This is a genomic window from Nocardioides eburneiflavus, from assembly GCF_004785795.1.
Lineage (GTDB): Bacteria > Actinomycetota > Actinomycetes > Propionibacteriales > Nocardioidaceae > Nocardioides > Nocardioides eburneiflavus.
In genome coordinates this window covers 2,485,407-2,505,797 of record NZ_SRRO01000001.1, presented here as the reverse complement: position 1 = coordinate 2,505,797, position 20,391 = coordinate 2,485,407, and the positions used below count along the sequence as shown (strand labels likewise).

17 protein-coding genes are annotated in these 20,391 nt (G+C 72.6%); 10 read left to right on the top strand and 7 right to left on the bottom strand.

Annotated features, from left to right (window positions below; all coding sequences use genetic code 11):
* Positions 1 to 2: 2 nt before the first annotated feature.
* The 3 genes from EXE59_RS11710 to EXE59_RS11700 all read left to right on the top strand — a co-directional run bounded on the left by EXE59_RS11710 (position 3) and on the right by EXE59_RS11700 (position 4,317).
* On the top strand, positions 3 to 1,787 hold the full coding sequence (locus EXE59_RS11710) for an acetyl/propionyl/methylcrotonyl-CoA carboxylase subunit alpha (protein ID WP_168218494.1): 1,785 nt from the start codon (positions 3 to 5) through the stop codon (positions 1,785 to 1,787).
* Between the two features lie 200 nt (positions 1,788 to 1,987).
* Positions 1,988 to 2,614 (top strand): TetR/AcrR family transcriptional regulator, encoded by a 627-nt coding sequence (locus EXE59_RS11705; protein ID WP_135839066.1) that lies wholly within the window; start codon positions 1,988 to 1,990, stop codon positions 2,612 to 2,614.
* A complete protein-coding gene (locus tag EXE59_RS11700; protein WP_135839065.1) occupies positions 2,611 to 4,317 on the top strand; it encodes an FAD-binding dehydrogenase in 1,707 nt (568 codons plus the stop codon). Before EXE59_RS11705 ends, EXE59_RS11700 begins: the two co-directional genes overlap by 4 nt.
* On the opposite strand, the gene EXE59_RS25090 is transcribed toward EXE59_RS11700, so the two are convergent.
* Together EXE59_RS25090 and EXE59_RS11690 are read right to left on the bottom strand one after the other, a co-directional pair.
* Entirely contained in the window at positions 4,239 to 4,631 is a 393-nt protein-coding gene (locus tag EXE59_RS25090) for a J domain-containing protein (protein WP_425464514.1), read from the bottom strand. The genes EXE59_RS11700 and EXE59_RS25090 overlap by 79 nt on opposite strands.
* A 515-nt stretch (positions 4,632 to 5,146) precedes the next feature.
* Positions 5,147 to 5,866, bottom strand: coding sequence for a TetR/AcrR family transcriptional regulator (locus EXE59_RS11690; protein ID WP_135839063.1), 720 nt, complete (start codon positions 5,864 to 5,866; stop codon positions 5,147 to 5,149).
* A 125-nt stretch (positions 5,867 to 5,991) separates the two neighbouring features.
* Between EXE59_RS11690 and EXE59_RS11685 the strand changes: the two genes are divergently transcribed.
* Positions 5,992 to 6,933, top strand: coding sequence for an NAD-dependent epimerase/dehydratase family protein (locus EXE59_RS11685; protein WP_135839062.1), 942 nt, complete (start codon positions 5,992 to 5,994; stop codon positions 6,931 to 6,933).
* 55 nt (positions 6,934 to 6,988) lie between these two features.
* Positions 6,989 to 10,375 carry a pyruvate carboxylase gene (locus tag EXE59_RS11680; RefSeq protein WP_135839061.1) on the top strand — a complete coding sequence of 1,129 codons (3,387 nt, stop codon included), beginning with the start codon at positions 6,989 to 6,991 and terminating at the stop codon, positions 10,373 to 10,375.
* A 9-nt stretch (positions 10,376 to 10,384) separates the two neighbouring features.
* Here the strand turns inward: EXE59_RS11680 and EXE59_RS11675 are convergent, their stop codons facing one another.
* Complete coding sequence (locus EXE59_RS11675) at positions 10,385 to 11,041, bottom strand: MerR family transcriptional regulator (RefSeq protein WP_168218492.1); 657 nt, start codon at positions 11,039 to 11,041, stop codon at positions 10,385 to 10,387.
* Positions 11,042 to 11,096: 55 nt separating this feature from the next.
* Between EXE59_RS11675 and EXE59_RS11670 the strand changes: the two genes are divergently transcribed.
* Complete coding sequence (locus EXE59_RS11670; protein ID WP_135839059.1) at positions 11,097 to 11,648, top strand: DUF4188 domain-containing protein; 552 nt, start codon at positions 11,097 to 11,099, stop codon at positions 11,646 to 11,648.
* A 13-nt stretch (positions 11,649 to 11,661) separates the two neighbouring features.
* Here EXE59_RS11670 and EXE59_RS11665 read toward each other — a convergent pair whose 3' ends face one another.
* Both EXE59_RS11665 and EXE59_RS11660 read right to left on the bottom strand, forming a co-directional pair.
* Entirely contained in the window at positions 11,662 to 12,603 is a 942-nt protein-coding gene (locus EXE59_RS11665; RefSeq protein ID WP_168218491.1) for an SGNH/GDSL hydrolase family protein, read from the bottom strand.
* Positions 12,600 to 13,826 (bottom strand): SpoIID/LytB domain-containing protein, encoded by a 1,227-nt coding sequence (locus tag EXE59_RS11660; RefSeq protein ID WP_168218490.1) that lies wholly within the window; start codon positions 13,824 to 13,826, stop codon positions 12,600 to 12,602. The genes EXE59_RS11665 and EXE59_RS11660 overlap by 4 nt, the downstream gene beginning before the upstream one ends.
* Positions 13,827 to 13,925: 99 nt before the next feature.
* Here EXE59_RS11660 and EXE59_RS11655 point away from each other — a divergent pair, with 99 nt between their 5' ends.
* On the top strand, positions 13,926 to 14,723 hold the full coding sequence (locus EXE59_RS11655; RefSeq protein WP_135839056.1) for a hypothetical protein: 798 nt from the start codon (positions 13,926 to 13,928) through the stop codon (positions 14,721 to 14,723).
* Between the two features lie 35 nt (positions 14,724 to 14,758).
* Positions 14,759 to 15,418 carry a hypothetical protein gene (locus EXE59_RS11650; RefSeq protein WP_135839055.1) on the top strand — a complete coding sequence of 220 codons (660 nt, stop codon included), beginning with the start codon at positions 14,759 to 14,761 and terminating at the stop codon, positions 15,416 to 15,418.
* A 23-nt stretch (positions 15,419 to 15,441) separates the two neighbouring features.
* On the opposite strand, the gene EXE59_RS11645 is transcribed toward EXE59_RS11650, so the two are convergent.
* Both EXE59_RS11645 and lpdA read right to left on the bottom strand, forming a co-directional pair.
* Positions 15,442 to 16,821 (bottom strand): NAD(P)H-quinone dehydrogenase, encoded by a 1,380-nt coding sequence (locus EXE59_RS11645; RefSeq protein ID WP_135839054.1) that lies wholly within the window; start codon positions 16,819 to 16,821, stop codon positions 15,442 to 15,444.
* 134 nt (positions 16,822 to 16,955) lie between these two features.
* Positions 16,956 to 18,359, bottom strand: a complete 1,404-nt coding sequence (gene lpdA, locus EXE59_RS11640) for a dihydrolipoyl dehydrogenase (protein ID WP_135839053.1) — start codon at positions 18,357 to 18,359, stop codon at positions 16,956 to 16,958.
* A 106-nt stretch (positions 18,360 to 18,465) separates the two neighbouring features.
* Between lpdA and EXE59_RS11635 the strand changes: the two genes are divergently transcribed.
* Both EXE59_RS11635 and EXE59_RS11630 read left to right on the top strand, forming a co-directional pair.
* The gene (locus tag EXE59_RS11635; protein ID WP_135839052.1) at positions 18,466 to 18,918 is read left to right on the top strand and encodes a gamma-glutamylcyclotransferase family protein; all 453 of its coding nucleotides are present in this window, start codon (positions 18,466 to 18,468) and stop codon (positions 18,916 to 18,918) included.
* Positions 18,919 to 19,027: 109 nt separating this feature from the next.
* A complete protein-coding gene (locus tag EXE59_RS11630) occupies positions 19,028 to 20,389 on the top strand; it encodes a YncE family protein (RefSeq protein ID WP_135839051.1) in 1,362 nt (453 codons plus the stop codon).
* Positions 20,390 to 20,391: the final 2 nt, after the last annotated feature.

The window sequence follows — 20,391 nt, the reverse complement described above, 5'->3', positions numbered from 1 at the left end:
GCGTGAGCTTGAAGAAGGTCCTCATCGCCAACCGGGGCGAGATCGCCGTCCGCGTCGTCCGCGCCTGCAAGGACGCCGGCATCGGCTCCGTCGCGGTCTACGCCGACCCCGACCGCGACGCCCTCTTCGTACGCCTCGCCGACGAGGCCCACTCGCTGGGCGGCGCGACCCCCGCCGAGTCGTACCTCGACATCGAGAAGATCATCAAGATCGCCGCCGACACGGGTGCTGATTCGGTGCACCCCGGCTACGGCTTCCTCGCCGAGAACGCCGACTTCGCCCAGGCCGTCATCGACGCCGGGCTGGTCTGGATCGGCCCCCCGCCGGCCGCGATCGAGGCGCTCGGCGACAAGGCCAAGGCCAAGCACATCGCCGACAAGGCCGACGCCCCGCTCGCGCCCGGCACCAAGGACCCGGTCGCCGACGCCGACGAGGTCGTCGCGTTCGCCAAGGCCAACGGCCTCCCGGTGGCGATCAAGGCGGTCTTCGGCGGCGGCGGTCGCGGCCTCAAGGTCGCCCGCACGATCGAGGAGATCCCCGACGCCTACGAGTCCGCGGTCCGCGAGGCCGTCACCGCGTTCGGTCGCGGCGAGTGCCTGGTCGAGAAGTTCCTCGACAAGCCGCGCCACGTCGAGACCCAGTGCCTGGCCGACCAGCACGGCAACGTCGTCGTGGTCTCCACCCGCGACTGCTCGCTGCAGCGCCGCAACCAGAAGCTCGTCGAGGAGGCCCCCGCGCCGTTCCTCACCGACGCCCAGGTCACCGAGCTCTACGAGTCGTCCAAGCGGATCCTCAAGGAGGCCGGCTACCACGGTGCCGGGACGTGTGAGTTCCTCGTCGCCCAGGACGGCACCATCTCCTTCCTCGAGGTCAACACCCGCCTCCAGGTCGAGCACTGCGTGTCCGAGGAGGTCACCGGCATCGACCTGGTGCGCGAGATGTTCCGCATCGCCGCCGGCGAGGAGCTCGGCTACGACGACCCCGAGATCCGCGGCCACTCCATCGAGTACCGCATCAACGCCGAGGACGGCGGCCGCAACTTCATGCCCGCCCCCGGCACCCTCACCCGCTGGCACCCCCCCGCCGGCCCTGGTGTTCGTCTGGATGGCGGCTACGACCAGGGCGAGACCATCCCGGGCTCGTTCGACTCCCTCATCGCCAAGCTCATCGTCACCGGCCGCGACCGCACCCAGGCCCTCGAGCGCTCGCGCCGCGCGCTCGACGAGTTCGTCGTCGATGGCATGCCCACCGTCATCCCGTTCCACCGCGCGGTCGTCTCCGACGCGGCGTACGTCGGTGCCTCGACGCCCTCGGGGGAGGGTGAGTTCACGGTCTACACGCAGTGGATCGAGACCGAGTTCGACAACCAGATCGAGCCCTACGCCGGCGACAACGCCGAGGCCGACGAGCCGGGTGAGCGGCAGAAGGTCACCGTCGAGGTCGGCGGCCGTCGCCTCGAGGTCGTCCTGCCCGCGGGGCTCGGCGGCCTCGCGGCCAACGGCGGCGGGACGGGCGCCGGCGCCAAGAAGGCCGGCAAGCGGTCGACCAAGAAGGCCGGTGCGGCCGCCTCGGGCGACGCCGTCACCTCGCCCATGCAGGGCACCATCGTCAAGGTCGTCGTCGAGGACGGGCAGGAGGTCGCCGAGGGCGACACCATCGTCGTCATGGAGGCGATGAAGATGGAGCAGCCCCTCAAGGCCCACAAGGCCGGCACCGTCACCGGCCTCCAGGCCGAGGTCGGCGCCACCGTCACCAACGGCGCGGTCATCTGCGAGCTCAAGGACTGACCTGTCCGATCCCATGAGCGGTGTGCGAGCCACATTCCGGCGTACGTCGAGGTGGCTGGGGCACTGTTCATTTCGTGTCACCCACGACTCGCCGACGAGCGGTGAGTGGGCCACGTTCCGAACGCCAGCAATGTGGCTCCGGCACCGCTCGCAGCGCACTTAGATAGCAAGTGGTCACTTTTTATGTGAGACTGTCCGGCATGACGACCACCCGGCGACGTACGCAGGCCGAGCGCCGCGAGGGCACCATCACCGCCCTCCTCGACGCGACCGTGCGCTGCCTGACGGAGCGGGGGTACGCCGCCACGTCGACCGCTGCCGTCTGCGCGGAGGCGGGCGTCAGCCAGGGCGCGTTGTTCCGCCACTTCCCGACCCGGCAGGCGCTGCTCGTCGCGACGGCGGGGCACGTGGCCACCCGCAACGTCGAGGCCTTCCGCGCGACGACGGAGGGCGTGGCCGTGGGCACGGTCGACGAGGTCGCGGACGTGCTGGGCCACCTCCGGGCGGCGGTCCTCTCGCCCGCCAACCAGACCTGGCGCGAGCTGCTCGTGGCCGCCCGCTCGGACGCCGACCTCCGTACGGCCCTCCTGCCGGCCCGCGAGTCGCTGCAGGCGCAGATGCTGGCGGCGGCCGCCGACCTCTGGCGCGACCGGCTGGCGGCCGAGGACCTCCCCGCCGTCCTCAGCATCGTCGTCAACTTCTTCGACGGGCTGGTCTTCTCCGCCCTCGACCCCGATCCCACCGCCGCCCCCGGCCGTACGGTCGAGCGGGCGCTGCGCCTGCTCGCGGAGATGGTCGTCAGCCACTACCCGCAGGAGCACGCATGACCCAGCCCTACCCCACCGGCGACTTCGCCCCGGACGTCATCGTCGTCGGCGCCGGGCTGGCCGGCCTCGTCGCCACCCACGAGCTCGCGCTGGCGGGCAAGCGGGTGCTAGTCCTCGACCAGGAGAACCACCACAACCTCGGCGGGCAGGCGTGGTGGTCGCTCGGCGGCCTGCTGTTCGTCGACAGCCCCGAGCAGCGCCGGATGGGCATCACCGACTCCCCCGAGCTGGCCTGGCAGGACTGGCAGGGCTCGGCGCAGTTCGACCGCCTCGGCGACGGCACCGACGGGCCCGGTCGCGGCGAGGACTTCTGGCCGCAGCGGTGGGCGGAGGCGTACGTCCGCTTCGCCCACGAGGAGAAGCGCGACTACCTCCGCGCCCTCGGGCTGCGCTCGCTGCCCTTCGTCGGGTGGGCCGAGCGCGGCGACGGCCGCGCGACCGGCCACGGCAACTCCGTCCCGCGCTTCCACCTCACCTGGGGCACCGGTCCGGAGGTCGTCCGCATCTTCGCCGAGCCGGTCCAGCAGGCGGCGGCCGGGGGGCTCGTACGCCTCGCCTTCCGCCATCGGGTCGACGAGCTGGTCGTCGAGGACGGCGCGGTCGTCGGTGTGCGCGGCACCGTGCTGGCCGACGACGACTCCGCGCGAGGCGTGAAGTCCTCCCGCGACGCAGCCGGCGACTTCGAGCACCGCGCCGCCGCCGTCGTGGTCACGAGCGGCGGCATCGGCCACAACCACGAGCTGATGCGCCGGCACTGGCCGACCGAGCGCGTCGGCCCCGCCCCCGAGCACCTGATCTCCGGCGTGCCCGCGCACGTCGACGGCCGCATGCAGGGCATCGCCGAGGACGCCGGCGCCACGATGGTCAACCGCGACCGGATGTGGGCCTACACCGAGGGCATCCACAACTGGGACCCGGTCTGGCCCGACCACGCGATCCGCATCCTGCCCGGGCCGTCGTCGATGTGGTTCGACGCCACCGGCAGGCGGCTCGAGGGCATGTCGGGCGTGCCCGGCGCGGACTCGATCGGCGCGATGAAGCAGATCCTGGCCACCGGCCACGACTACTCGTGGTTCGTGCTGACCCAGTCGATCATCGAGAAGGAGTTCGCCCTCTCCGGCTCCGAGCAGAACCCCGACATCACCGGCAAGGACCTGAGGTTCCTCGCCAAGACTCGGCTGGCCAAGGGCGCGCCCGGGCCGGTGGAGGCGTTCAAGGAGCACGGCGTCGACTTCGTGGTCGCCGACTCGCTGGACGACCTGGTGACCGGGATGAACGAGCTGGCCCGCGGGCCGAAGCTGGACGTCGCCGACCTCGAACGGCACGTCGTGGCGCGCGACCGCGAGCTCGACAACGCGTTCACCAAGGACGTCCAGGTGATGGCGATCCACAACGCCCGCCGCAGCCGTACGGACAAGCTGATCCGCGTCGCCAAGCCCCACAAGATCCTCGACCCGGCCCACGGCCCGCTCATCGCCGTACGCCTCAACATCCTGTCCCGCAAGACGCTCGGCGGGCTCGAGACCGACCTCGACGGGCGGTGCGTGGCCGCCGACGGCTCACGCGTCCCGGGCCTGTACGCCGCGGGCGAGGTCGCCGGCTTCGGCGGGGGCGGCGTGCACGGTTACAACGCGCTCGAGGGGACGTTCCTCGGTGGCTGCATCTTCTCCGGGCGTGCGGTCGGGCGGGCGCTGGCCCGCTGATCGATCCGGACGGGTCCGGCGACCAGCCAGGCGACGTCTCGACCCGCCCACCCGGCAGGCGAGCCCCCGACTGGGCCCGGGGCCGGCACTCGCTGCCGGGGATGTCGGTCGACGACCGTTCCTCGGTCGTCGGCGGCGCGCGTCCGACCCGGTTCGCGGGCCGTCTCGAGCAGCAGCTGGTAGGCCGCCCACAGCGCCGAGAACTGCGCTCCCGCGTCCAGCTCCGTGCTGACGTCCGGGTGCACGGTCCGGGCGCGACGGCGGTAGGCGCGCACGATCTGCGCCGGGTCCGCGTCAGGGGACACCCCCAGCATCGCTCTGGCCTCGCTGGCGGCCAGGTTCCGATCCCGCATCCCGTCTCACCCCTCGGTGACGAAACTTTCGGAGCTGACCTTGAAATCGTGCCAGACGGCGGCCATAATCTCAACCATCGAGTACAGATTACCTGTCTCGTCCCTCAGAGATCGCGATTCGTGGGCCTGAGAGGAGGTTGTCGCGATGCTGCGTGCTGAGCGTGCATGCCGAGCGTCAGGCACCGGCCGGCGCAGCCCCTGGGACCCTGATCGACGAGCGTCGCTACGAAGTGACCGCAGGCAGCGAGCCCGAGGAGCTCGCCAGCTGAGCGGCAACCGGACCGGCGGATGGCCCGCGCCGGGGGTACGGGACCTCCGCCGAGGGGCGGGCCGCGAGCACGACAAGGAGGGGAACACGCCGCAGGCACCGCCGCACGCCACGTGGCGGCACGTCCTCGGCGCATCCTCGAAGCCAGTGCGGCTGTGCGCACGCTCGCGGCTCGCCCCGGCACCCCTGCCAGTTCACGGGAGGGGCGCTACGCCAGCCCGACCGACTCCACCAAGGCGTCAAGGTGCTGCTCGAAGAGGTCGCCCGCCTGAGTGAAGGTGTCGGCGCCGTACTGCCCGAACACCTCGAAGGACACGCACCCGAAGAGCGCCGCCCAGGCGAAGAGCCCCCGCGCGATCAGGGCGTCCGGAGCCGTGAGGTCCAGCTGGCCGCGGATCCGGGCCAGGTCCCGGGACAGCCGCCGCGGCGCGAGCGGGGCGTCGTCCACCGCCGCCACCCCCGCTCGCCACGCGTCCTCCCACACCTCCACGAGGCGCACGACGACGCGGGTGCCGGGACCGGTGGTCCGCTCGGCCGGCGCCTCGTAGCCCGGCACCGGGCTGCCGAACAGCAGGGCGTACGTCGCGGGCTCGGCCAGCGCCCACGCGCGCACCGCGCGGCCGATCGCCCGCATCCGCTCGGCCTGGTCGGCGGCGTCAACACGCGCGAGGGCGGCGTCGACGGCGTCGCCGAGCTCGTCGTAACCGTCCACCACGAGGAGCGTCAGCAGCTCGTCGCGGCTCGCGACGTAGCGGTAGACCGCCGACGAGACCAGCCCGAGGTCGCGCGCGACCGCGCGCAACGAGAGGGCTGCTGCCCCCTCCGTCGCCAGGTGCTCGCGGCCGATGCGGACGATGTCGCGCATCGTCTGCTGGCGAGCGCGGGCCCGCGGGGTGAGGTGCGCAGAGGGCGGAGAGGCGGCCGTCATCCCGCCATCCTCGCATGCGAGCGAGCAGGTATGACGAAAGAGAGCAGTGCTCTTGCTTTATCGGTGACGACGGGTCATGCTGGACGAAACGAGAGCACCGCTCTCCCTTTCTTCCAGGAGATCCCATGACCACCGTCCACGTCGTCACCGGAGCCGGCCCTGTCGGCTCGACCGTCGCCCAGCAGCTCGCCGAGTCGGGCCGGCAGGTGCGACTGCTGACCCGCTCGGGCAGCGGGCCGGAGCACCCGCTGATCGAGCGCCGCCGCGTCGACGTCTCCCGGCCCGACGAGCTCACCGACGCCTTCGCCGGCGCGGTCACCGTCCACCACTGCATCCACGGGTCCGCGTACGACGCCCGCGTGTGGCAGGCCGAGCTGCCAGGGGCGGAGCGCGCGGTGCTCGAGGCCGCGGGGCGCGTGGGAGCAGTGGTCGTCTTCCCCGAGAGCCTCTACTCCTACGGCCCGGTCACCGGCCCCATCACCGAGGACCTGCCGCGCACCGCGACGACCGGCAAGCTCGGCGTACGCACCGACCTCCTGGCCCAGCGCGACGCGTCGGCGACCCCGACGGTCAGCGTCGCGGCCTCCGACTTCTACGGCCCGCTCGTGCGCAACGCCCACGCCGGCGAGCGGATGGTCCCGACCGTGCTGGCCGGGAGGACGATGCGCGTCCTGGGCAGCCTCGAGCAGCCGCACTCCTTCACCTACGTCCCCGACCTCGCCGCCGCGATGATCGAGGCCGCCCGGCGCGAGGACCTGTGGAACTCGTTCCTGCACGCCCCGACGGCCGCACCGGTCACCCAGCAGCGCCTGGTCGAGATGGTGGCCGCCGCAGGGGACGTCCCGGTGCCGCGCACGTCCGCGATCCCACCGTGGGTGCTGCGCGCATCGGGCGTGGTGTCGCGGGAGATGCGCGAGCTCGCCGAGACGTCCTACATGTTCAGCGCGCCGTTCGTCCTGGACTCGAGCGTCAGCGAGAAGCGCCTCGGTCTGGCGCCCACCCCGATGTCCGACGGGCTCGCCGCCACGGTCGGCTGGTGGCGCGCGCAGGAGCGGGCCGCCGCCTGACCGGGGTACGGACGAGTAACCCGGGTCACACCCGTCACTCGATAGCGTTCCGCCCATGTTCTCCAAGGTGCTCGTCGCCAACCGTGGCGAGATCGCAGTCCGGGCCTTCCGTGCAGCACGCGAGATCGGCGCGCGCACGGTGGCCGTCTTCCCCCACGAGGACCGCGGGTCCGAGCACCGGATGAAGGCCGAGGAGGCCTACCAGATCGGCGAGGAGGGGCACCCCGTACGGGCCTACCTCGACCCCGAGGCCATCGTCGAGGTCGCCGTGAGGTGCGGTGCCGACGCGATCTACCCCGGCTACGGCTTCCTCTCGGAGAACCCCGCCCTCGCCGAGGCGTGCGCCGCCAACGGCATCACCTTCATCGGCCCCAGCGCCGAGGTCCTCACGCTCACCGGCAACAAGGCCCGGGCGATCGCCGCGGCCAAGGCTGCCGGCGTGCCGGTGCTGGAGTCCGTGCCGCCGTCGACCGACGTCGAGGAGCTGCTCGCGGCCGCCGAGCAGATCGAGGCGCCGCTCTTCGTCAAGGCCGTCGCCGGCGGCGGCGGTCGCGGCATGCGCCGCGTCGACGACCGTGCCAACCTGCGCGAGGCCATCGAGGCCTGCATGCGCGAGGCCGACGGTGCGTTCGGCGACCCGACCGTCTTCATCGAGCAGGCCGTCGTCGACCCCCGCCACATCGAGGTGCAGATCCTGTCCGACGGCACCGGGTCGGACGACGGCGTCATCCACCTCTACGAGCGCGACTGCTCTGTGCAGCGGCGCCACCAGAAGGTCGTCGAGATCGCCCCCGCGCCCGACCTCGACCCCGAGCTGCGGGACCGCATGTGCGCCGACGCGGTCCGGTTCGCCCGCGAGATCGGCTACAAGAACGCCGGCACCGTCGAGTTCCTGCTCGACCCCACCGGCAAGTACGTCTTCATCGAGATGAACCCGCGCATCCAGGTCGAGCACACGGTGACCGAGGAGGTGACCGCCGTCGACCTCGTGCAGTCGCAGATGCTCATCGCCGCCGGTGCCACCCTCGCCGACCTCGACCTCACGCAGGACTCGGTGCAGCCGCGCGGCTTCGCGCTCCAGTGCCGGATCACCACCGAGGACCCTGCCAACGGCTTCCGTCCCGACACCGGCAAGATCACGACCTACCGCTCCCCCGGCGGCCCGGGCGTACGCCTCGACGGCGGCACCACCTACAGCGGCGCCGAGATCAGCCCCCACTTCGACTCGATGCTCGCCAAGCTCACCTGTCGCGGCCGCACCTTCGAGGCCGCCGTGCAGAAGGCCCGCCGCGCGCTGCTGGAGTTCCGCATCCGCGGCGTCTCCACCAACGTCGGGTTCCTCCAGGCCGTGCTCGCCGACCCCGACTTCGCCGCCGGCGGCGTCACCACGTCCTTCATCGAGGACCACCCCTCCCTCCTGAAGGCCCAGCTCGGCCGCGACCGCGCCACCAAGCTGCTCGCCTACCTCGCCGACGTCACCGTCAACCAGCCCCACGGCTCCGCCCCCGTCTCCGTGTCCCCGGTGAGCAAGCTTCCCGAGCTCGACCGCTCGCAGCCGGCCCCCGCGGGCACCCGGCAGCTGCTGCGCGACATCGGGCCCGAGGAGTTCGCCCGCCGGCTGCGAGCGCAGAAGGACGTCGCCGTCACCGACACCACCTTCCGCGACGCCCACCAGTCGCTGCTCGCCACGCGGGTACGCACCCGCGACCTGCTCGCGGTCGCCGACCACGTCTCCCGGACCACCCCGCAGCTGTGGTCGGTCGAGTGCTGGGGCGGGGCGACGTACGACGTGGCGCTGCGCTTCCTCGCCGAGGACCCGTGGGAGCGGCTGGCGGCCCTGCGTGAGGCGATCCCCAACATCGGCCTCCAGATGCTGCTGCGCGGGCGCAACACCGTCGGCTACACGCCCTACCCGACGCAGGTCACCGAGGCCTTCGTGCAGGAGGCCGCGGAGACCGGCATCGACGTCTTCCGCATCTTCGACGCCCTCAACGACGTCTCGCAGATGCGCCCGGCGATCGACGCCGTCCGGGCCACCGGCACGTCGGTCGCGGAGGTTGCGCTCTGCTACACCGGCGACCTCTCCTCGCCGGACGAGAAGCTCTACACGCTCGACTACTACCTCCGCCTCGCCGAGCAGATCGTCGACGCCGGCGCGCACGTGCTCGCGATCAAGGACATGGCCGGCCTGCTCCGCGCCCCCGCCGCGCGCACCCTGGTCACCGCGCTGCGCGAGCGCTTCGACCTGCCCGTGCACCTGCACACCCACGACACCCCCGGCGGCCAGCTCGCCACGCTCCTCGCGGCGATCGACGCGGGCGTCGACGCCGTCGACGCGGCCTGCGCGTCCATGGCCGGCACCACCTCGCAGCCGGCGCTGTCGGCGCTGGTCTCCGCGACCGACCACTCCGAGCGCGAGACCGGCCTGTCGCTGGCCGCGGTCAACGCGATGGAGCCCTACTGGGAGGCGGTCCGCCGCGTCTACGCGCCGTTCGAGTCCGGACTGCCCGCCCCGACAGGGCGCGTCTACCGCCACGAGATCCCCGGCGGCCAGCTGTCCAACCTGCGCCAGCAGGCGATCGCGCTCGGCCTGGGCGAGAAGTTCGAGCAGGTCGAGGACATGTACGCCGCGGCCAACGACATCCTCGGCAACGTCGTGAAGGTGACGCCGTCGTCCAAGGTCGTCGGCGACCTCGCGCTCGCGCTCGTCGCGGCCGGCGCCGACCCCGCGGCCTTCGAGGAGGACCCGGCGTCGTTCGACGTCCCCGACTCGGTCATCGGCTTCCTCAACGGCGAGCTCGGCGACCCGCCCGGCGGGTGGCCCGAGCCGTTCCGCACCAAGGCGCTCGCCGGCCGGACCTGGAAGCAGCCCACCGAGAGCCTCACCGACGAGCAGCGGGCCAGCCTCGCCTCCGACCGGCGCGCGACGCTCAACGAGCTGCTCTTCCCGGGACCCACGGCGGCCTTCCTCGAGTCCCGGGAGGCGTACGGCGACCTCGCGGCGGTCTCCACCATCGACTACCTCTACGGCCTGCGCCGCGGCGAGGAGCACCGCGTGCAGGTCCGCGAGGGACGCGAGATGCTCTTCGCCCTCGAGGCGATCAGCGAGCCCGACGAGCGCGGCTTCCGCAACGTGATGGCGACCGTCGACGGTCAGATGCGACCCGTCCAGGTGCGCGACCGCAGCATCTCCGCCGACGTCGCCTCGACCGAGAAGGCCGACCCCGGCAACAGCGGCCACGTCGCCGCGCCCTACGACGGCGCCGTGACGGTGACCGTCGCCGAGGGTGACGCCGTCGAAGCCGGCCAGACCGTGGCGACCATCGAGGCGATGAAGATGGAGGCGTCCATCACCGCCCCGGTCGCGGGAACCGTCACCCGGCTCGCCGTCCCGTCGACGCAGGCCGTCGAGGGTGGCGACCTGGTGCTGGTGATCGGCTGACCTCGGGGGTCACTCCCGCAGGTCGGCCCCGAACCGCTCGTGGCTGTGGTGCTCCTCGGCCAGGCGCCGCAGCAGGGCGAGGATCTCACCGAAGACCACCTGCCCCACGACCATCTCCTCCAGCAGGCCGTGGCGGTCCTTCGAGCCGTCCAGGTGCCCGATCTCGTAGCGGGCGATCTCGTCGGCGAGGCGGACGTACGGCAGCAGCTCCGCCGGGTCACGTGGATGGGTGTCGAACGCGAGGACCTGCTCGAGCGTCCCCGCGAGCGCCTCGCGCGCCGGAGCCTCGGGCCGTACGGCGGTCCACCCCGCGCGGTCGACCAGGTCGTCCACGAGCGCGCGGGTCATCGGCCGGAGCTCGCCGGCAGTCGTCGGCTCGGGCGTCGTCGCGTCAGCCGCCAGCGCGAAGAGGTCGTGGAGCGGGCCCGGCTGGCCGACGGCGGCCACCAGTCGTCGCAGGCCGTCGACGGGCACGCGTCCCACCTCGCGCAGGAGACGGATGAGCCTGAGCCGGCGCACGTGCTCGTCGTCGTACTCGGCGAGCCGGTCGGTCACCCGACGGCCGGGCGGGAGGAGGCCCTCGCGCAGGTAGAACTTGATGCTGGCGACCGGGATGCCGGTGCGCTCCGCGAGGGCGGACATCCGGAGCATCGACTCTTGACCCACGTCATAGATAGTGCCACTCTCGTCGTAGAGATCGTCACTATCCATGGAGGCCGGCATGTCCCAGCGTCGAGTACCGCGCGCGTACGCGGGCGCAGTGGAGTCCGCCCCACCCGGGGTCGCCGGCGGTCAGTACGTCGCGGTGCCCGAGCGCGCCGAGGTCGTCGTCTTCCTCATCGGGATGCGCGTCAACCGGTGGCGGCGCGTGCGCAGCTGGTGGCCGGTCTTCGTCGCGATGCCCCGGATGCTCGCCGAGCTGGGCGAGCGCGACCTCGGCCTGCTCGACGCGCGGACCTACTGGTCGGGGCGGGTGTTCCTCGTCGTGCAGCACTGGCGGAGCGCGGCCGAGCTGGGAGCGTACGCGCGCGACGCCTCGCTGTCGCACGCACCTGCCTGGGGCGCGTTCAACCGGGCGCGTGCCGGCAGCGGAGACGTCGGCATCTTCCACGAGACCTATGTCGTGCCAGCGGCCGGCATCGAGTCGCTCTACGGCAACATGCCCCCGTTCGGGCTCGCGGCGGCGGTGGGGTGCGTCGAGCGGGGGCGGGCACGACCCGCGACGCGCGCCCACCAGCAGCTCGGGACGACGGAGCCCGACTACGGACCCTGACGCGCCCTCCGGCTCAGCTGGCGTTGAGCACGACCGCGTCCGGGTCGGGCTCGGCGTACTCGGTGACCTCGTCCGGCTCGTCCCCGGTCACCTCGCGGAAGACCTCGACGGCGACGGCGCGCATGCCGTTGATCTTGGGGTGGAACGGGGCCGCCACGCCCACGCGGAGCCGGGGGCCGTTGACCCACGCGCGACCCTTGGCGCACACGTCGTGGCCCTCCGACCCCGCGGCCACGTCGACGTAGGCCGCCCCCGCCGCCTGCGCGCCACGGCGGAGCGAGTCGTTGAGGAGGCCGGCGACCTGCGTGACCGGCTCGAGCACCCCGGCAGGTACGCCGACGGCGCCGCAGGTGCCCTCGGTGGGCAGGATGTCGGGATAGCCGACGACGAGGACCTCGGCGCCGGGTGCGACCGCGAGGACGCGGCGTACGGCCTGCCGGATCCGGCCGGCCACCTTGCGGGCGTCGACGCGCAGCTGGGCGACCGGGCACGTCGCCGCGAGGCCCCGCTGGCACTGGATCAGCGAGTCGTAGATGCCGAAGTCGTTGCCGCCCATGCCGAGCGTCACCAGGTCGGTCTCCGCGGTGACCGCGTCGAGCTGCGGGCGGGTGGTGTTCCCGTCGAACATCACCATCCGCTGGTAGAGGTCGCTCGTCGTGGCCGCCGAGCAGGTCACGTCGGTGTAGGTCGCGACGTCGAGCCAGTCGGCGACGAAGGCCGGGTAGTTGTCCTTGGAGCGGGCGCAGCCCTGCGGGTCCGCGCGCATCGTGCCGATGAACGGTCCCGCGGAGAACGAGTCGCCCAGGGCGACGTAGTCGACCGACGAGGCCGCCCCGGTCGCGACGACGGGGTCGGGCAGGTCGACCGTGCCGTCGGCCGCACGGCCGGACTCGCAGGCGGAGGCGGCCAGGGCGAGGGCGGCGACGACCGCGGCGACGCGGAGCCTGCGGATCACTGGCGGGCCGGGCCCTTCTGCCGCGGGGAGACGCCGAAGGTGAACCAGTCGGAGTAGAGGCCGAAGTAGGAGCGCACGGTGTCGCCGTCGACGGGGACCCGGCCACCGGTGAAGACGAAGGCCATCTCGGTGACCCGACCGCCCCACTCGCCGTTGCCGTCGCGGGCGACCACCTCGATGCCCGTGAGGTCGCCCATCCCGGGCCACTGCCTCTCGACCTGGGTGTCGTCGATCGTTGTCGCCCACGTCGAGTACCTGGGGTTGGCGAGGCCGTCGTAGGGGTCGGCCTGCGCCACGAGGTAGGGCATCGAGCCGGCCGAGGAGAAGCCGCCGTTGCTGGCGGAGAACTGGGTGAAGGCGGGGCGGCCGTCGTGGTGGAGGCCCTGCCTGGCGGTCGCCTTGATCGCCGCCGTCGCCGCCGGGTGCTCGACCTCGACGCCGCCGTAGACCTGGCACTGCGAGGTGTCGCACAGGTCGTAGCGCTCGCCCTTGCGCGCCTGGCGCTCGAACGCGGCGTAGGTCCGCGCGGCCACCGACTGCGCGCTCACGGCGTCCGGCTCCCACAGCGCGGGCACCTCCTGGGGCACGACCCCGCGCAGGTAGGCCTCCATGCTGAGCTTGTTGACCGTCTGGCGCTTGCCCGAGCGCGCTGCGACGGACTGGAGGGTGCCGCGGTAGTCGCGACGGGCACCGGGGAGGACGAGCGTGAGCACGCGGTCGACCGAGGAGAACTCGGCCCCGCCGCGCACCTTCTTCCAGGTCTTCCAGCGGCCCCGCTTGCTGAACTGCACCGACGTGTCGTCGCCCGCGGCGACCAGGCGCCACTTCTTCGCCGCATTCGCCGGGAGTCGCCGGGTGCGCTGGCGGGCGAGGCTGGTGACCTTCAGCCCGCGCTCGGCGACGACCTGGACGTCGCGGCCGGTGTCGGCGGTGATGAGCACCCGGACCTTGCCGCCGATCGTGCCCCACGTGGTGCCGGGGTAGTAGAACTCGTCGATCTGCCGCCAGGTCAGCCCCTGCTCGGCGGCGCCGAGGGCGCCGTACTGGGAGAGCCCGTGGCCGTGCCCGAAGCCGTGCCCGGTGATCGTGATGGCCGTGGCGCCGGGCGTGCTCCAGGTCTCCGCCGCTCGGCGCGGCTCGGCCGCCGCGGCGGCGGACGCGGGCAGGACGGGCAGCAGCAGCGCGCCCGCGGCGAGCGCGAGCAGGGTGCGGGAACGGCGCATGTCGGCATCTCCCCCGAGAGTCGGCAACAGAACCTCCGAGCGTACAGGTGGTCCACAGCGGTCGGGGCCGGACCGCCGGATCGGTGGCACCATGGACCGATGCTGGGCAAGCGCCGCAGGCAGCGGCACGACGAGGAGCTCGCCGAGCGCGACGCCTTCCGCCACGTGCGCCGCGCAGCCGACGAGGACGTCACCCGGTTCGGCGAGGAGCTGACGACCCTGCACCTCGACACCCTCGCCACCGAGCTGGACGACGCCATGCGCGGGGACTACCAGCGCGCGCTCGACGCCTACGAGGACGCCAAGGCCGCGCTCGCACGCGCCGACACCGCCGCCGACGTCACCGGCGTGACCCGTACGCTGGCCGACGGCCGGTTCGCCCACGCGTGCGTGCTCGCGGCCCAGGCGGGTGACGCGCGCCCCGTGCGGCGGCCGCCCTGCTTCTTCGACCCGGCGCACGGGCCGGCGAGCCGGGACGTCGAGTGGGCGCCTCCGGGCGGGGTGCCCCGCGAGGTGCCGGTGTGCTTCCGCGACGCCGAGCGGCTCGCCGCGGGCGACCAGCCGGAGACGCGGCTGGTCCGGCTCGGCGACCGGCGGGTCGCGTGGTACGCCTCCGGACCGCTCTACGCCGCGTGGGCCGGCGGCTGGTACGCCGACCTGGTCGCGGAGGGACGCATCGAGGCCGAGCGGCTGACCATGGCGTACGCCGGGACGCTGCCGGGCACGGCAGGTGCCCAGCTGCCCCTCGCCGCCGCGTGGAGCGACCCGGGGGCCTGGGACGGCGGCGGCACGATCGACGGCCACGACTACACCGGCTACGGCGGCGACGGCTGGGGCGGCTGGGGCGGCGACGTCGGCGGTGCGGGTGACGGCGGCGGCGGGGGCGGCGGCGACTGACCGCGTGCGGCTCGCGGCCGTGGCAGACTCCGACCATGTTCGGGGGACGACGACGCAGGCGCGAGGCAGAGCTCGCCGAGAAGGACCGCTGGCGCGTCGCGCGGCGGCTGATGGACGAGGACGTCACGGTCCTCGGCGAGCAGCTCGCCGACCTGCACGTCGACACGCTGTCCGACGACCTCGACCACGTCGCGCGCGACCACTACCGGCGGGCCATCGAGCACTACGACCAGGCCAAGCACCTGCTGGCCGCGAGCACGACCGCCGAGGACGTCGTCGCCGTGGAGCAGGTCGTCGCCGACTCCCGCTACCACCGGGCCGCGGTCGTCGCCGTGCGCGACGGCGAGCCGCTGCCCGAACGCCGCGAGCCGTGCTTCTTCGACCCACGCCACGGTCCCTCGAGGCAGGACGTCGAGTGGACCCCGCCCGTCGGCGCCGCGCGCGTGGTCGCTGTCTGCGCGGCCGACGCCCGTCGCCTGTCCGCCGGCGAGGAGCCGCTCGTGCGGATGGTGCGGGTCGGCGACCGCTGGGTGCCGTGGCACCTCGCGGACGGCGCCGGCAGTCCCGTCGAGGCCGCGGTCGAGATCGCGCGCCACCAGTGGGGCGGCGAGGTGCAGAAGGGCCTGGCGCAGGCCTACCTCAACCAGAGCACCGGCGGCGCCGGTCGCGGCGGCGGCGGGCTCAACGGCCGCTGAGCGACTGTCCCACCCGCCTGGGATCAGACGTGGTGCAGGCGGCGGGCGGCCTCGGCGATCGACCCGCTCATCGAGGGATAGACCGTGAACGCCTGGGCGAGCTGGTCGGCGGTCAGCGACTCCGCGACCGCGACCGACACCGGGTGGATCAGCTCGGAGGCCCGGGGCCCGACGACCACTCCCCCGACGACGATCCCGGTGCCCGGGCGGCAGAAGAGCTTCACGAAGCCGTCCCGCACGCCCTGCATCTTGGCGCGCGCGTTGCCCGCGAGCGGCAGGGTGACCACCTCGGCCTGGATCTCGCCGGCGTCGACGGCCTGCTGCGACCAGCCGACCGTGGCGATCTCCGGCGCGGTGAAGACGTTGGAGGAGACCTTCTTGAGGTCGAGCGGCGCGACCGCGTCGCCGAGGAAGTGCCACATCGCGATGCGTCCCTGCATCGCGGCCACCGACGCCAGCATCAGCACGCCCGTGCAGTCACCCGCGGCGTAGATCCCGCGCGCCGAGGTGCGCGAGACCCGGTCGACGGTGATGAACCCGCCCTCGTCGGTGCGGACGCCGGCCTCCTCGAGGCCGAGGTCGGCGGTGTTGGGGATCGAGCCGAGCGCGAGGATGCAGTGGCTGCCGGAGACCGTACGGCCGTCGGTCAGGGTCACCGTCACCTCGTCGCCGTCGCGGGTCACCGACTGCATGCGCGACTGGCCGAGCACGTTCATCCCGCGCCGGGTCAGCACGTCCTCGAGCACCGCGGAGGCGTCGGCGTCCTCGCCGGGCAGCACCCGGTCGCGGCTGCTGACGAGGGTGACGTCGATGCCGAGCGAGAGGTAGGCGCTGGCGAACTCGGCGCCGGTGACGCCCGAGCCGACCACGACGAGCTTCTCCGGCACCTCGGTCAGGTCGTAGACCTGCTCCCACGTGAGGATCCGCTCGCCGTCGGGCTGGGCGCTGGGGAGCGTACGGGGTGCCGCGCCGGTCGCGACGATGATCGCGTCGGCACGGAGCACCTCGCCACCGACCTCCACCGTCAGGTCCGGCCCCAGGCGCCCGCGACCCTTCATGACGCGCACGCCGTCGCGGTCGAGGCGGGCCGCGATGTCGGACGACTGGTCGGCCGCGAGCTGCTTGACACGGGCGTTGACGCGGGCCAGGTCGACGCTGATCGTCGTGGCCGCGTCGCCCTGGTGGTCGTGGAAGTTGACGCCGAGCTCCTGCGCAGTGCCCATGTCGGCCATCAGCTCGGCGGTGGCGATCAACGTCTTGCTGGGGACGCAGTCGGTGAGCACCGCCGAGCCACCGATGCCGTCGGTGTCGACGATCGTGACGTCTGCGCCGAGCTGGACGGCGACGTGGGCGGCCTCGTAGCCGCCCGGGCCGCCGCCGATGATGACGATGCGATCTGTCACGTGGGTCTCTTCCTTCGTCTGGAGGCTGCTGGTCTCGGTACGCCGGGACCACGGCTTCGTTCCTCAGCCGTGCCGGCTACTCGACCTGTCCGGGCCCACGCCGACCGCTCGTTCCTCGCGGCCGGCTGCCCGTCTCAGAAGTTGATCATGTGGCCGGCGATGCCGTGGACGGCCTCCTTGACGGCCTCGCCGAGGGTCGGGTGGGCGAAGACGTTGCGGGCCACCTCGTCGGCCGTGAGGTCCCACTGCTGGGCCATCGTCAGCACCGGCAGCAGCTCGGTCACGTTGGGGCCGATCATGTGCGCGCCGATGATCTCGTTGTGCTCGGCGTCGGCGACGACCTTGACGAACCCGACCGGCTCGCCGAGGCCCATCGCCTTGCCGTTGGCGGTGAAGGGGAAGGACGCCGTCTTGACGTCGTAGCCCTTCTCCTTGGCCTGGGCCTCGCTGTAGCCGAACGACGCGACCTGCGGGTTGCAGTAGGTCGCGCGGGGGACGAAGTCGAAGGCGACCGGCATGGTCTCGGCACCGTTGATCGTCTCGGCGGCCACGATGCCCATGGCCTCGGCGACGTGGGCGAGCATCATCTTGCCTGTGCAGTCGCCGATGGCGTAGACGTTGTCGACGTTGGTGCGTCCGAAGTCGTCGATCTCGATGGCGCCGCGCTCGGAGACGTCGACGCCGGTGTTCTCCAGCCCGTAGCCCTTCACCCGGGGCGCGAAGCCGAAGGCGGCCAGGAACTTGCCGGCCTCGAGCACCTGCTCGTCGCCCCCGGCAGCCGGGGCGACGGTGACCTTGACCCCCGAGCCGGTGTCCTCGACCTTCTTGACCGCGGTGGAGGTGAGCACCTTCACGCCGAGCTTCTTGTAGTGCTTTGCGAGCTCCTTGGAGATGTCGGCGTCCTCGGTCGGCACCATCCGGTCGAGGAACTCCACGATCGTGACGTCGACGCCGAAGTTGGCCATGACGTAGGCGAACTCGACACCGATCGCGCCGGAGCCGCCGATGATGATCGACTCGGGGAGCTGGTCGGTGAGGATCTGCTCCTCGTAGGTGACGACGTTCTCGCTGAGCTCGACCCCGGGGACCAGTCGCACGGTCGCGCCCGCGGCGATGATGAGGTTGTCGAAGGTGTAGCCGGTCGTGCCGCCGTCCTTGTCCTTGACGTCGATCCCGGTCGGGCTGGTGAGCGTGCCCCAGCCGTCGATCTCGGTGATCTTGTTCTTCTTCATCAGGAAGTGGACGCCCTTGACGATGCCGGCGCTGACGTCGCGGCTGCGCTTGTGGGTCGGACCGAACGCCATCGTGGCGTCGCCCTCGATGCCGAACTTGGCCTTCTCGTGCTGGAGGGTGTGGGCCAGCTCGGCGTTCTTGAGCAGCGCCTTGGAGGGGATGCACCCGACGTTGAGGCAGACACCTCCCCAGTACTTCTCCTCCACCACGGCCACCTTCTGGCCGAGCTGGGCTGCGCGGATCGCGGCGACGTAGCCACCGGGGCCGGCGCCGAGGACGAGGGTGTCGAAGTGCGTGTCGGTCACGGCCCCACCCTAGTTGTCGACGTCGCTGGCGGAACACCCGAGGCTTGTCCTGAGGAGCGCGCCCCGCGCGCGTCAGGAAGGGTCGAGGCTCGATACCCTGTGGCTCGTGACTCTGTACGCCGCCTACGGGACGAACCTCGATCCCGCCCGCATGGGCGAGCGCTGCCCCCACTCGATCCTCCACTCCACCGGCTGGTTGAGCGGCTGGCGACTCACGTTCGGCGGCGAGGAGCACGGCTGGGACGGCGCGCTCTCGACGATCGTCCAGGACCCGTTCGAGCAGGTCTTCGTGGCCGTCTACGACGTCACGCCCGAGGACGAGCGGGCGCTCGACGGGTGGGAGGCCGCCGACACCGGCCTCTACCGCAAGACCAAGGTGCGCGTGCAGACGATGACCGGCGAGCTCGTCGTGTGGGCCTACGTGCTCGACGCGTACGAGGGCGGGCTGCCGTCGGCGTCCTACCTCGGCGTGCTGGCCGACTCCGCCGAGGCAGCCGGCGCTCCCGAGGACTACGTCGCGGCGCTGCGCCGCCGCGCGTGCCGTTCCACCGGCCTGTGAGCCACCCTGCGGCGACCAGCCGGGAGTGACGTCACGGGCGCTCGTGCGTTGAGCCTGCATGCGCCGCCGATCGCTCCTGCGTCCGTCCGTTCCCGCCGCCATCGTTCTGGTGGGATCGCTCCTCGCGGGCTCGCAGGTCGGCGGGACGCCAGCAGCATCGGGGGCGTCCGCCGTCGTGCAGGGGGCGGCGGCGGACGTACGGGGCAAGCGCAGCGTGATGTTCGTCGGCAACAACTGGGCCGGCACCGCGACCGTGGTGGACACCAGGAACCTGGAGGTCCTGCGACGCGGCATCGACCTCGTCCCCGACCTCGACGAGGAGCTCGCCGCGATCCGCTCCGACCCGGAACGGCTGGCGTTCTACCTCGCCGTGCAGCAAGGACCGGGCGAGGGCCACGACCAGCTCGTCGACGACATGTTCACCACCCGCGACGGCCGCTACCTGGCCGTCTCGCGCCCGAGCCTGGCCGACGTCGTGTGGGTCGACATCGCCCGGGCGGCGGCGGGTGACCCGGGGGCGATCGTGCGCGAGCAGCAGATGGACGGCCACCGCACCGACCACATGGGTCTCTCCCCCGACGGTCGTCGGCTGCTGGTGAGCGACTCCACTGCGCGCCAGGTGGTCGAGTACGCCATGGTCCGCCAGACGCTCCCCGACGGGACGGTCGCGCGCATGGGTGACCGGCTGCGCACCTTCGAGTCGGGGGAGACGCCGCACGAGAACAGCTGGAGCGACGACGGGCGCAGGATCTTCCACGCCTCGATCGGGCGGGTCTACACCCCCGGCGACCGCGGGACGCCGCTCGAGGACCCGGTCAAGGGCGACCGCTGGTTCCAGGTCGTGCGCGAGCGCGACTTCCGCGTCCTCCAGCGCTGGGACATGGGCCAGGAGCTCGCCGAGGCGGGCTACCCCGGCATGAGCTCGGCGGTGCGGCCGATGGCGCTCGGGCCCGACGAGCGGTTCCTCTGGTTCCAGGTGTCCTTCTTCCACGGCTACGTCGAGTTCGACACCCGCGCCGCCGACACCGACGGCGCCGTCACCTACTCCGCGGGTGGTCGGCCCGAGCCCCGGCGCGGCGCCGTTCGCCGGGTCGTGCCGCTCCCGAACCGGGTCCCGACGATGCCGCTCGAGCAGTACGTCAACGACTCCGCGCACCACGGCCTGTCGTTGGGCGACGACGACCGGACGCTGTGCGTGGCCGGCACCATGGACGACTACGCCGCGCTGGTGGACACGCGCACCACCCGCCGGTGGATCTTCGACCGCGCCACCACCGGGCACGACTACCTCAAGCCCTACTGGACCACCGAGGGGCCCGACGGCACCTGCTGGATCTCGCTCAGCGAGTCCGACGCAGTCGCCGTCCTCGACGTGCGCCGGCGCAAGGAGATTGCCTACCTGCCCGTCGGCGACCACCCGCAGCGGGTGCGCCACGGGGTGGTGCGCGAGGAGATCGTGACCGGCTGGTGATG